Source organism: Paenibacillus pseudetheri (assembly GCF_924513355.1).
Classification (GTDB): domain Bacteria; phylum Bacillota; class Bacilli; order Paenibacillales; family Paenibacillaceae; genus Paenibacillus_AQ; species Paenibacillus_AQ pseudetheri.
In genome coordinates this window covers 101,747-115,332 of the sequence record NZ_CAKMAB010000004.1, presented here as the reverse complement: position 1 = coordinate 115,332, position 13,586 = coordinate 101,747, and the positions used below count along the sequence as shown (strand labels likewise).

The 13,586-nt window shown below is 43.6% G+C and carries 12 protein-coding genes; all 12 read right to left on the bottom strand.

Translation table 11 applies throughout. The features are described 5' to 3' along the window. Positions 1-11 precede the first annotated feature (11 nt). The 12 genes from L1028_RS04975 to dinG all read right to left on the bottom strand — a co-directional run bounded on the left by L1028_RS04975 (position 12) and on the right by dinG (position 13,557). Entirely contained in the window at positions 12-497 is a 486-nt protein-coding gene (locus tag L1028_RS04975) for a hypothetical protein (RefSeq protein ID WP_234531976.1), read from the bottom strand. Further along, a complete protein-coding gene (locus L1028_RS04970) occupies positions 494-949 on the bottom strand; it encodes an RNA polymerase sigma factor (RefSeq protein WP_234532240.1) in 456 nt (151 codons plus the stop codon). The genes L1028_RS04975 and L1028_RS04970 overlap by 4 nt, the downstream gene beginning before the upstream one ends. A 226-nt stretch (positions 950-1,175) precedes the next feature. Beyond that, positions 1,176-1,928 (bottom strand): DnaD domain-containing protein, encoded by a 753-nt coding sequence (locus L1028_RS04965; protein ID WP_234531974.1) that lies wholly within the window; start codon positions 1,926-1,928, stop codon positions 1,176-1,178. A 26-nt stretch (positions 1,929-1,954) separates the two neighbouring features. Beyond that, positions 1,955-3,253, bottom strand: coding sequence for an asparagine--tRNA ligase (asnS, locus tag L1028_RS04960; RefSeq protein ID WP_234531972.1), 1,299 nt, complete (start codon positions 3,251-3,253; stop codon positions 1,955-1,957). Between the two features lie 21 nt (positions 3,254-3,274). Continuing rightward, positions 3,275-4,483, bottom strand: a complete 1,209-nt coding sequence (locus L1028_RS04955) for an acetate/propionate family kinase (RefSeq protein WP_234531971.1) — start codon at positions 4,481-4,483, stop codon at positions 3,275-3,277. Continuing rightward, positions 4,480-5,352, bottom strand: coding sequence for a 3-hydroxyacyl-CoA dehydrogenase family protein (locus L1028_RS04950; RefSeq protein WP_234531968.1), 873 nt, complete (start codon positions 5,350-5,352; stop codon positions 4,480-4,482). Before L1028_RS04950 ends, L1028_RS04955 begins: the two co-directional genes overlap by 4 nt. Before the next feature lie 133 nt (positions 5,353-5,485). After that, entirely contained in the window at positions 5,486-6,988 is a 1,503-nt protein-coding gene (locus tag L1028_RS04945) for an AAA family ATPase (RefSeq protein ID WP_234531965.1), read from the bottom strand. Further along, entirely contained in the window at positions 6,981-7,523 is a 543-nt protein-coding gene (locus L1028_RS04940; protein ID WP_234531964.1) for a hypothetical protein, read from the bottom strand. The genes L1028_RS04945 and L1028_RS04940 overlap by 8 nt, the downstream gene beginning before the upstream one ends. Before the next feature lie 411 nt (positions 7,524-7,934). Then, positions 7,935-8,453: a cell wall elongation regulator TseB-like domain-containing protein gene (locus L1028_RS04935; RefSeq protein WP_234531963.1), complete on the bottom strand. Its 519-nt coding sequence runs from the start codon at positions 8,451-8,453 to the stop codon at positions 7,935-7,937. 169 nt (positions 8,454-8,622) lie between these two features. Then, positions 8,623-9,924, bottom strand: a complete 1,302-nt coding sequence (locus L1028_RS04930; protein WP_234531962.1) for an amidohydrolase — start codon at positions 9,922-9,924, stop codon at positions 8,623-8,625. Then, positions 9,911-10,564 carry a redox-sensing transcriptional repressor Rex gene (locus L1028_RS04925; RefSeq protein WP_234531960.1) on the bottom strand — a complete coding sequence of 218 codons (654 nt, stop codon included), beginning with the start codon at positions 10,562-10,564 and terminating at the stop codon, positions 9,911-9,913. Before L1028_RS04925 ends, L1028_RS04930 begins: the two co-directional genes overlap by 14 nt. Positions 10,565-10,695: 131 nt before the next feature. Then, positions 10,696-13,557 (bottom strand): ATP-dependent DNA helicase DinG, encoded by a 2,862-nt coding sequence (gene dinG / locus L1028_RS04920; protein WP_234531959.1) that lies wholly within the window; start codon positions 13,555-13,557, stop codon positions 10,696-10,698. Positions 13,558-13,586 lie beyond the last annotated feature (29 nt).

Genomic DNA, 13,586 nt, shown 5'->3' with positions numbered 1-13,586 from the left:
TTCTCCTCTCATCACTTTCTGCTGCCCATTAGCTGATCCAACCATCCGCTAGTTGCCTGTATGACTTGCTCGCTAAATGATAGGGAATTATCTTTTTTAGGGATCATTAGTTCCATTTGACCTGTGTGCAGCTTATCAAACATACCAGATGACATTATCAACAGCGTAAGTGACGCGGCAACCGCATAATGAAAGATTGTCTTTTCATACCAGCGATATCGCCGTCCCCCTTCTTCAACCGTTACTTGTTCCAATGCTGCAGAAGATTCCGTCAGGTTAGCCCAATCTCCCATGACTCTCTCTGTAAAAACAGACGAATTCTCCAATGAAGGCAGATCCTCCTGTAGCTCATCCAACATTTTCATGTATGAAGTAAACGTTTCTTCATCTTCCAGCAGCAAACGTTCCCAATCTTCTCTGATCGCCTCGTCCATGTGACCTTCAATATAAGCTTTTGCTTGTTCCCGTTGGATTAGATCGTCTCCACGCTTCATCATAGCCATTCGTCCTCCTTCCAATGATTTCGAATCCATTGTCTCGCCCTATATAATCTGGACTCTACCGTCTTCAGGGAAATTCCCTGTTCTGCAGCAATCTGATCATATCTTTTATGTTCCAGATAATAAGCCACCATAATTTCACGATGAGTTTCAGGCAGGCTATTGATTTCACCGAGCAGCCGATCCATCCGATCACGGCGTATCACACCTGACAACACATCCTCTTCGTTGGAAGCGGTCTGGCTCAGTACAAGCTCATAGTCAACAGGAAGCTCCCTAACTCGATCACGTTTACGTTTCGCATCAATTGCCTTATTTAAGGCGATCCTTGTAATCCATGACTTTAAGCCTTGATAACGGTAGTCAGGGAGAGATTTGTACATTTGTAAAAAAGCTTCCTGAGCAGCATCTTCAGCCATTTTGACATCGCGTAATACAGAATAAGTAATTTTGTAAATTTGTTGACTGTATGTATTTACAAATTGACGGAATGCATCCTCGTTACCTTGGCAAATCCGCTGGATTAATACCTCTTCTTCAATGACTCTCCCCTCCTTCCCACAGCAATAGACGCGCCCGATTACAACTACCCCTGCATCTTTTTATAAAAATATTAAAAAGAACCGCACTGACTTTAGCGATGGGCTAAAGCAATGCGGTCCTCTCCTGAACGATCTATCTTCCGCCATTGCGGAATTTTTGTGTATAGTTCTTTACATCCTGAGCGTTCTTGACCCGGTTGCGGGCCCATTCCAGCAATATTCGATCAATATAGCGGAAATGAACCTTTCCTGCAAATACAGATTCCTTCAGCGCTAACAGAATCAGCTCCTCTGGATACCGGTCTTGATCCACCCAACTGGATATCGTCTCACACTCCATTGGAGATAGCGGACGTCCGAATTCCTTTTCGAAAATACTGAACAGGTTTCGACTTTCTTCTTCAGCCCCAATTTGAGAAGGAGATGAGGAGGGCTTTCCGCCGAATCCACCCCCTGAAGCAGCCCGCGGTGCCGACGTTGCATAGCCACCTACGTGCTTATCTTGCTCATGCTCTTGTACAACTGTCGCTAGATAAGCACCAAGCTTTCCGTATAACCCTGAGAAATTGTAGCGTTCATAATGGATGTCTCTTAGCTCATCGTTGTCTCCATCGATGCTAATAAAACCTTCCTTCATAAGCTTCTGCAATTCTCCTGCTAGAACGGATATGCTACGGCCTGTTACAACCTGAAGCTCCTCAAGAGAAGGGAAGTCAATCCCTTCCACCTGCCTGAAAGAAAGCAGATGTATCAGCAGCATAGCTTCACTTCCGCTTAAATTCAGCTTTCGGTAATACTTCAGTAATGCGTAAGGTATGACGGCCATTCCGTTCTCCAGACCGAAGGAGACGCCTTCGCCCCAGGTACTCCATCCTTTGCCGTCCATGAACGTCCCCCTTCAAATATAAGAACTTATGGGTAGAGACGGTACAGTGTACGTGGGAATGGAATAGTCTCACGTACATGGTCAAGGCCACAGATCCAAGCTACAGTACGCTCAAGTCCAAGTCCAAAACCAGAGTGAGGTACAGATCCGTAAGTACGCAGATCCATGTACCACTTGTAAGAGTCCATCGAAAGATTATGCTCTTTGTAACGCTCTTCAAGCAGTGCAGGATCATCGATCCGCTGTGAGCCACCAATAATCTCTCCGTAGCCTTCTGGAGCGATCATATCCGCACATAGCACGACTTCCGGACGATTTGGATCTGGTTTCATGTAGAACGCTTTGAAAGAAGCAGGGTAGTGAGTAATGAATACAGGTTTATCGTATGCTTCTGCGATTGCTGTTTCATGAGGTGCACCGAAATCATCACCCCAAGCAATATCTTCAAAGCCTTTATCGTTCAAGAACTTGATCGCGTCATCATAAGTAATGCGTGGGAATGGAGCTTTGATATTCTCCAGCTTGGAAACATCGCGACCCACCGCCTCTAATTCCGCACGGCAATTCTTCAACACGGATTGCACTACGAAGCTAATAAACTCTTCCTGAACCTTCAAGCTTTCTTCGTGATCTGTAAAGGCCATCTCCGGCTCAATCATCCAGAACTCAATTAAGTGGCGACGAGTCTTAGATTTCTCTGCACGGAAGGTTGGTCCAAAGGAATATACACGGCCTAGTGCCATTGCCGCTGCTTCCATATACAACTGTCCGCTTTGTGTTAGATAGGCATCCTCATCGAAGTACTTCGTGTGGAACAAGTTCGTAGTTCCTTCTGCTGACGTTGGCGTCAGAATCGGAGGATCCACCTTTGTAAATCCACTCTCGTTGAAGAACTGTTGGATTGCACGAATAATCTCCGCACGAATTACCAGAACAGCCCGCTGCTTCGAGGCGCGCAGCCAGAGGTGACGGTGATCCATTAAGAAATCTACGCCATGCTCTTTCGGAGTAATCGGATAATTCTCTGTAAGATGCAGGACTTCAATTCCTGTTACAGTCATTTCAAAACCAGATTGACTGCGAGGTTCCTCACGGATAATTCCGGTCACATACAAAGAGCTTTCCTGTGTGAGGCTCTTAGCTGCATCCCATACCTCTTCAGGCACTTCTGATTTCACTACAACTCCCTGAATATAACCTGTACCATCGCGAAGCTGCAGGAACTGAATTTTACCACTGGAGCGCTTGTTGTTTACCCAACAACCGATAACAACACTCTCTCCAACATGTTCATTCACGTTCTTAATTACACTCTTGTTAGCCATGCCTTCAATCTCTCCTCTAATTTAGCCGTTAATTCCTTGCACAATACGGTGTGTATCACGTGCAATGACAAGTTCTTCGTTTGTCGGAACTACTAGCACTTGTACCTTGGAATTTGCCGTAGAGATACGACGTGGATCGCCGGAACGAACTTTGTTAGCCTCAGCATCCAACTCAATACCCAGGAAAGTAAGGTTATTTAGCAGTTTCTCACGAAGTAATGAAGCATTTTCCCCAACACCGGCAGTAAATACGATCGCATCTACACCGTTCATGGCAGCCGTATATGAACCGATATACTTGCGCAAGCGGTATTCATACATTTCAAAAGCTAGCGTGGAATTAGGCTCACCTTTTTCCATACCATCAATAATATCACGCATGTCACTGCTTACGCCCGAAATTGCTAAGAGACCACTATGTTTATTCAACATGGAGTTAACTTCGCCTACGGACAATTCTTCCTTGTTCATCACGTAAGGGACAATTGCTGGGTCAAGATCACCACTGCGAGTACCCATCATCAAACCTTCCAGAGGTGTCATACCCATGGAAGTATCCACGGACACTCCACCTTGAACTGCAGTTACACTACCGCCGTTACCGATATGACAAGTAATGATCTTCAGATCTTCCAGTGGACGCTCCAAGTACTCCGCAGCAGCCTTGCTTACGAAGTCATGTGATGTACCGTGTGCGCCATAACGACGAACTTTATATTTATTGTACAGTACTCTAGGAATAGCGTACATATAAGCTTTTTCAGGCATGGTTTGGTGGAATGCAGTATCGAATACAACAACCTGCGGTACACCCGGCATATTTACTTCAGAAGCCGTAATCCCCATCATTGCTGCTGGGTTATGCAGTGGTGCAAGGTCAAACAATTGACGAATTTTCGTTTTTGCGTCAGCATCCACAAGTGCAGAGGCTTTGAAGAACTCACCACCATGCACTACGCGGTGACCTACAGCATCAATTTTATTAATAGATTCAATTACACCATGCTCTTTGTCTGTAAGACAAGCAAGGACTTTGCGGATCGCAGTATTATGTTCCAGAATTTCGCTTACTTCTGTCACTTCCGCTTTGCCAGTCGGTTTATGATTCAGAATGGAGGAATCCATTCCAATACGTTCAACCAAACCTTTAGCCAAAACCGATTCATCTGTCATGTTATACAGCTGATATTTCAAAGAAGAACTACCTGAGTTAATAACTAAAATATTCATACACGGTCACCATCCTTGTCGTACTTGAAGAAGCCTTCTCCTGATTTCATACCCAGTTGTCCTGCACGAACCATCTTCTTAAGAATTGTAGAAGGACGGTACTTCAGTTCTCCGTATTCACGGAACATATTTTCAAGTGCAGCAAGTACCGAATCCAGGCCAAATCTGTCCGCCATTTCAAGCGGTCCATTTTGAAATTGATAACCAATACGCATAGCATCGTCAATATCCTGTGCGGAGGCAACGCCTTCTTGTAGCACATGCATAGCTTCATTGATAAACAAGCAAATGAGGCGTGATGTTACAAATCCTGGGGATTCATAAATCATTACACCTTTTTTCTCAACAATTTCATCAACGAAGGATTTTGTATCTTCAAAAGTAGCATCTGAAGTTTTCAGACCGCGTACGATTTCTACAAGATCCACTTTAGCTACAGGATATATGAAGTGCATTCCGATCACGCGTTCCGGATACATCGTAGAACTTGCAAGTTCAGTCAAGCTAAGTGTTGATGTATTGCTGGCAAGAATAATGTGGTTCGGGCATACTTGATCCAATTGATTCAAAATCTTTTTCTTTTCATCCAAATCCTCAACAATGGTTTCGATAACCATATCACAAGAGCTGAGCTCCGCGAAATGTGTCACTTTTTGAATACGGCTAAGAATCAGCTTCTTCTCTGCTTGAGTAATCGCCCATTTCTCCAGTTGCTTATCTAGACTTGTCTCGATCATTTCGTAAGAGTAGTCCAGTTTCTCCGCGGTTTTCTCCACTAGTAATACATCCAGGCCTTTGGCTGCTAACATTTCAGCAATACCTTGTCCCATTGTGCCACCGCCGATGACACCTATTTTTTTGAAATTCATAAAAAAGTCTCCATCCTTTCAGGTATCTATACTTTTGTATTGTACCTTGTCTGTCGCAAAAATTTATAAAGCCCGACATATAATGATATCTTAGCATGCCTGAAAAGTAAAAAAAAATAACCAGCATAAATATTTATGCTGGTAAAAGGACGCTGTCACGAAATTGACATCGAAATTGCTCTCCAGAGAGTACTTCTTCCTTCATTAAAATGTCAAGAGAGTAATCAAATACATTTCGTTGCTTTTCAAGGTGCTCACGAGTGCGCGTCATCAACTCATCCAATATCTTACTATTTTCCTTCATAAGCTCTTCAGTGGTAACCATTTCCAGATTGGCGATACCCAGCGAAGTTAAACCTGACTTCATCATCGTTTCCACAATATTCAGCGCCTGATCGAAATCACCGCGTGAACCTGTGCTTCGTCCACCATAATACATTTCTTCAGCCGCTGCTCCACCAAGTGCAATCATAATCTGATCTTCCAAATAATCTTTGGTGTACAAATACTGCTCTTGCTGAGGATTATGTCGCACATAACCAAGGGCTTGCCCCCGTGGAGTCAGCGTAACCTGACTAACGCTTCCGGGACGAAGGAGCTCTGCCATGATGGCATGTCCCAATTCATGAATGGCGACTCTCTTTTTCTCTTCGTGATTTGTTTCTCTATCCGTTTTTTCACCCATCATTACTTTGTCAATCGCCATCGACAGATGCCGCTGCTCAACTTTCGTCAAGTCCTCACGCATCATATAAATCGCGGCCTCATTCATGACACTTTCAAGCTGAGCACCGGAAAAACCATAGGCTTCTTCAGCAATTTTGTCGAGACTCACATCTGGATGAAGAGGTTTATTCTTCGCATGCAATTCGAGAATCGATTTGCGGCCTTTTTTGTCAGGCATGTCCACTTGAATATGACGGTCGAAGCGTCCAGGACGCAGCAATGCCGAATCAAGCATTTCTTTCCGGTTTGTTGCAGCTACCAGTAGAATACGCGGAGTTTCGTTATTATAAATACCATCCATCTCAGTCAACAGCTGATTCAAGGTCTGATCATATTCACGCTGCTGGCCGCCTTCACGTTTACCGCCAATTACGTCAATTTCATCAATAAAAATAATGGCACTTTGTTTGTTTTCCTTAACAGCACGGTTACGAGCATCCTTGAACAAATCGCGGATCCGACCGGCCCCGACACCAACATACATTTCTACAAATTCACTGCCTGATGCAGCCACGAATACAGAGTTTGTATAATGCGCAGCCGCTCTGGCCATAAGGGTCTTACCTGTTCCTGGAGGGCCAGTGAGTAGAATCCCTTTCAAAGGACGAATCCCAAATTTACTGATCTCCTCATGACGGATCAAAAAATCGAGCGCCTCACGAAGCTCTTGCTTCGCATTGTCTTGCCCACCTATTTCTTCAAAAGTGAGCTTTGAAGGTCCTTCCTTCTTGCGTTTCTTTCCAGCACCAGCGTTCACCGTAAGCCCGCCACGCAAATGAGCAATGATAAGTAGTGCAGTAAGCATCCCAGCTGCTATAACAATCGGGAATATATTAATACCTAAAAAAGCCATGAAAATAAACAGTACAGGAATAAATCCGAGTAAAATTTCTTTAAGGTACTTAGGCATTATTCCATACCCCCAAAGTCGCAGGTTTTCGCGGCAAAATAATAAATTTGCTTTCTTTTCCATTACTCAAGCTTACGTATACATTGTTGTCGTCGATATCAGTAGATGCTATTACATCTTTATATTGCGTATTTTGCTGTTTCAATCTATCAAGTTCTGTAGGTATAATTGTATATTTACGGCTCTCCATGGCCTCAGCAACAGAGAACATCGCTTTATCCCAGTAATCATCCAATAGTTCACTTGAATTTTGCTCCACATCGAGTTTAAGTTTACGTCCTTCAATCACTGATTTTCCTTCTTTGGATACATATGATACTAGATCACGTAAATTCGTGCCCGGCTGCAAATCAAGTTTCAAAGTGACCTCATCGCGGTTAATACTAATATGTGAAGTATTTACTCCCTCAAATCCAGTTACAATCTTTTGGAGCGGTTCCTGCAAAGCAAACTGACGATATAAAAAGAATCCTCCGAATAATAGCATAGCCGACAGTAGAGACGTTATCAGTACAGGTACAAGACGTAATTTCAAGAAACGTCCTCCTCTCAAAGATGAAAAAATGTAAACAGAATGATCCAAAGTCATAGCTGCTAAGAGCTCATCAGAGCCTAACGTTCTACTTACACTGTTCTAATTACAAACAGTAGTATATCATAGGTGTATATACTATATTGAAAAAAAGTGTGAAGATATTTAAAATTTTATTTTTTAATTCTTTCCATTTTATTAAATTTATTGATTTATTTCGACAAAAAAAGGGCTGTTACTCTTAATTAACAGACCTTTTTTTCATATGAATCTTTAAATACCTATATAAAAAAACCACGCTTATAGTATATCACATTTCGTATACTTTTAGTATATCAAACAAATATCCGTTTGAACAAAAACAAGCGAACCATAAATGATCCGCTTGTTTCTCCTATAATGCTTTTGTTTAATTTAGCGGCTAGGTAAACTGTAACCTTCACCCATTCGAGCCCCATCTGAGAACCGATAAAATTGATAATAATATCGACCGCTTTGTTTATAAAAAAGCTGCCAAGCATACTCCCCGTTATACACTCCTGGCAACAACCGCTCAATGCTGATGTCCGGAAGATCGGCTTTTATAAGGCTACGCATTTTCGCTTCAGAGGTCCCTTTACTTAGTTCTTCAGCATATACTGCGTCGGTTCCTTCAACAAACTTCCCGTCTACAGTAAAACGCACCCAAACCATCAACTCGGTCCCGGCTTCATTCTTCCCTGTTAAGACCCAGTACACCGCATTTTCATCCCACACGGATTTCTGCGCTTTGGTTACCTCTGTCAGACCAGCACTGGTTTTGGCGACATCCTTAGCGATATCTCGCTCGTTCCATTGATCTTTCATAATATAAGCATAGAACTGGATAAGTCCGAACAGAAGGAGCAGAATCAGAACTGACCCCAGGAGGATCCATTTTTTCCTTTTCTTCAAGGTGCAGCTCCCTTTCTAGTAATATATCTTTTTTGATTATATAACACACCTGTGTGTTTATCCAAAGTTTCATATCCAATTCAATGATCTAATGATCAGAAACACAAAAGGCTGTAACTTTGCAATCGCAGAAAGTCACAGCCTTTCAGTTATTCGTTTTGATCTTAGACTACCGTTTAAGCAGTCCATCAAAGGATTCTTGCGCCTTACGACGGATTGCTTCCTCATCTAACGTTACACATTGTCCATGTTTTACAACCTGTTTACCGTTCACCCATACATGCTCAACATCCTTGGCACTGGCAGAGTATACAGCATGAGACAACAGATCTGTGTGTGGTAGCAAATGCGGCTGGTCTATATCAATCGCGATAAAGTCCGCTTTCATGCCTGCAGCGAGTCTACCCACATCATTTAAAAAGATAGACTTTGCTCCATACTCCGTAGCTATACGCAGCGCTTCCGGAGCTGGAACAGCCGTCGGATCACCACTTACACCTTTATGGATGAGGGCTGCAAGACGCATCTCTTCAAACATATCCAGATTATTATTGCTTGCCGCACCATCTGTACCCAATGACACCTTCACACCAGCCTTTAGAAGATCCGTAACCCGAGCCACTCCACTAGCCAGTTTCAGATTACTTCCTGGGTTATGAGACACACCTACATCATGACGAGCCAGAATCTCGATCTCTTCATCATTCAAATGAACGCCATGAGCAACAATAGACGGACGTGTGAACATTCCAAGCTTCTCTAAATGCGCTACAGGCCGCAGTCCGTAATCCACCACATTCTGCTCCACTTCGCGTTTCGTCTCGGACATATGGGTATGCATTGGTAAATCCAAATCATGTGCCGCCTGTACAAACTTAACGAAGAAGTCCGGTGGGCAAGTATATGGGGCATGAGGCGAGATCATCGTCGTAATTCTGCCGTCAGCCTTACCATGCCAGTTGCGCGCAAAAGAAATCGCTTCCGCAAGCTTGTGATTCTGTACTTCCTCTGGACATAAGCCAATTACGCCTCTCATCAGTACGGAACGAATACCTGATAATTCGACTACCTCAGCTACTCGATCCATATGATCATACATATCCAGGAAGGTTGTAGTGCCACCTTTCAGCATTTCTAGTACTGATAAGGAGGTTCCCCAGTATACATCTTCTCCGGTGAATTTCTCTTCCATCGGCCACATCTTCTCTTGAAGCCACACCTGAAGTGCTAAATCATCTCCATAACCACGAAGCAATGACATTGCAGCATGGCCATGTGTATTTACCAGACCTGGCATAAACAGCAGACGACTGCCATCAACAATTTGCACACCATCTTCCATTAAAGGCTCTTCTTTTCCTATGTAAGTGATCAAATCATCTTCAATAGTCATATATCCACTCAGAACCGGCTCATCCGTTCCCGGAATAAGAAATCGCCCGCCCTTAATAATCGTTTTACTGCTCTTCATTTCCGCTTTCTTCCTTTCCGTCTTTCAAATAATAAGCAAGGCTTTGCAAATCCGTTGTAAAATCGGCAGCATGAACCCGGATATTCGGTGGTGTTTTTAGAATCATTGGTGCAAAATTCAAAATCGCCTCAATGCCAGACTCAATGAGAATATCAGCTACATTCTGCGCTTCTGAATCAGGCACTGTAATAATCCCAATTCGAATCCCTTGTTCACGAACCGTCTGACCAAGCTCCTCCATCGGTTGAACGGTAAGAGAGTTGATTTTCCGTCCTACCTTAGGTGCATAGGAGTCAAATATAGCGGTAATCTTCATAGTATCTTTCAAATAAGCATTGTAATTAGATAATGCATGTCCAAGGTTACCAGCACCTACTAGAGCCACATTCAATTGTTGATCCAGCTTCAGAATATGGCGGATTTTTTCAATAAGATAAGTTACGTCATACCCGATACCTTTTCGGCCAAAGTCTCCAAAATAAGCTAAATCTTTACGGATTTGAGCGGGATTTAAATCAAGTTTTTGTCCTAGTTCTTGTGAGGAAACGGTTAATATTTCACGTTTCTGGAGATCATTCAAGAAACGCAAGTACACAGGAAGTCTGCGAACAACGGCTTCTGATATTTTATCCGATTTCATAATTTACCTCCTAATTTAAGTAATATTCTGTTCAAATCCTATCAAAATTTCTGCACCTCGTCTCAATGAAGAGCGGTATTCTTATACCGCCCTTCATTGTAGAGTGATTAATAAGATCGATGACGTTCTTTTCAAGAAACGCCTCCGTCTTCCAACCACTCCGCTATACGAGGAACCATTTGATCCGTAAGCATATGCTCCATTTTCGGGCCAGGCAACGAATAGAGGAAATACTTCCCATAGTGAGATTCAATCACCCTTGTGTCATACACAATAACAATACCCCGATCTTGCGCTGTCCGTACCAGCCTTCCAAATCCTTGCTTAAAGCGAATAACCGCCTGAGGAACAGACAACTTCATGAACGGATTCTTTTTCTGGGCTTGTAATAACTCAGACTTTGCTTCCGCTAGGGGGTGGTTTGGCGGTTGAAATGGAAGCCTCACGATCGCCAAGCATGTTAATGCTTCACCTGGAATATCTACACCCTCCCAAAAGCTGCTTGTTCCTAACAGTACAGAGGCTGCACTATCCTGAAAACGGCGGATCAGCTTGCTACGGCTGCCCCCCTCCACGCCTTGACCTAGCACCGCGATCTCTTGTGAAGCCAGAGCCTCTTTCAGAGGATCGTAAACCTGACGTAGCATCTTGTAAGAAGTAAACAGGACAAGCATCCGCCCACGTGTTGTAATCGCTGCTTCTGCAAGTGACTGTACGAGTGTATCGACAAATCGGGCATCGCCCACACTACCCTTCACACTAGGGAAATCCCGGGGAATAACTAACAGCGCCTGCTCCCGATACTTAAAGGGAGAAGGCAGGAGTGATGTCATCAGACGCCCCTCTTCCGCAGCTTCATTAAGTCCGAGATTATCAATCATAAACTGGAAAGATTTGTCGACAGAGAGTGTCGCCGAAGTTAGCACGATACTTTTCTTCTTGTCGAAAAACAGCTCCTTAAGCTGAGTACTAACATCAACAGGAACGGCATACAGCTGTAGCGATTTACTACGATAATTCCCATTCGCCTCCAGCCAATATACTACATTCTCATCGTTTAATCCCATAAAAAACCGCACTTGCTCACGTATAGAAGCTAAATCCTTAAATAAGCCGCTAATATCGGTAACTAGACTATCTGAGGAAGATTGACCTTCTTGATCTCGCATCTCATTAAGCATTTTATCACCTTTACGGATAATTTCGCTTAATGTCAGATTCATAGTATTCTCTAGAGCAACCAATTCATCCCAATCTTTCGGTTTACGGGTAGGAAGTAGCCGCATGACTAACTGTCCAGCTTCTCCCGCCGCTGCATCGCTACGTTCCGGCAAGAGGCTGAATAGTTTATCACTAAGCAGATCCCAGGTTTCTTTTACGGTAAGCAGGTCCGGATAGATTCTATCGATCACTCCGCTCCATTCAGAAGCTTCCTCACTGCCTGATGACTGAAGCATTTGACGCAGCGTAGGAAGTTGGCCATTTCGACTATCCTTATAAAGACGCGATAGTGTATGCGCCACCGTGAAATGCTTCATATGCATGCCTAAATGCTTGCCAGCCACGTCCTCCAGATGGTGGGCCTCATCTATTACAAGATGTTCATAAGCCGGAAGTAGCTGGTGCCCAGCCTTAACATCTGCGAAAAGCTTAGAGTGGTTCGTAATGACCACGTCTGCAATACCAGCTTCATGCTTAGCCCGGTGATAATAACACTTACGGAACCAAGGACAGGAGCGACCCAGACAAGAATCGGTATCGCTTGCCACCGTCTCCCAGAAATCTCCGCCACGTCCACTTAGATTGAGCTCTTCGTCATCTCCTGATTCACTTTGTGTCAGCCAAACGATCATCTGAGCCGCAGTAAGCGCATCTTCCCTCGGACTTATAAAGTCTTTTTTATTAATTTTATGTTCGAACTTACGAAGACACAAATAATGCCCTCTGCCCTTAAAAATTGCAGCTTTAAATGGAAAAGGAACTACCTGTGTTAACAAAGGAATATCACGCTCACGCAATTGATCCTGCAGATTAATAGTATGAGTGCTGACCATGACTTTTTCACTTGTTCGTACGCTTTGGTATATGGCAGGCAATAAATAACCAAGGGATTTGCCGGTTCCTGTCCCTGCTTCGATCAATAAATGCTTATCTTCGGCAAGTGCCGTCATCACCTCATTGATCATAATATCCTGAGCTTCTCGGCTTTCATACTGTGGCAAAGTTTCTTTAAGTCGTTTCGTTACTTCATCCATATAATCTGTAAAAGATAAATTGTGTAGTGGATTCTCAGCATGCTCGTCTCGAGGTGGAGCTAATTCGTTCCAGTCTCCTACAGCAAGTGCTAATTGACGATAGAAAGTCAGATCACCTTCGGGCTGAAGCGTCTCCGCTTCCCGTTCACGCAGCAGACCATCAAAATACCAACCAAGATCACTATCCTCTTCCGTAAACAGCTCACAGAGTCTCTGGATCGTCAGCAGAGGCAAATCGTAGAGCTCCTCCAAACATTTCAGCAATACAAGAGCTGTTGCGAGTGCATCACTGTCTGCCTGATGCGGACGATCATGCGTCACTCCAAAATGTGCACTAACTGATCCTAGTTGATAGGATGTGAGGGAAGGAAAGCAGATTTTCAGAAAATCAATCGTATCTAAAATCCGCCCTTGAAATGGTAAATACCCACATCGGTCTAAAGCATTTTGCAAAAAATGGAAGTCGAATGCGACATTATGCCCTACAAGCACAACATCATCCAAGAGTGGGACAAGCTCCATCATCATCTCATCCAGCTCAGGTGCATCCTTTACATCATCGTCGGTAATCCCCGTTAGACCAGTTATAAAAGGAGGTATCGGCGTTCCGGGCTTGACGTAGGAACCATATACCCGGGAGATGGACCGGTCTTCTTCTATAATTGCAAGGCCAACCTGGATAATTTCACCCACGGATTGGGTTCCCGTTGTTTCAAAATCAAGCACGGCAAATTTCATTATAATTCTATTCCCTTTCAATTGAGACT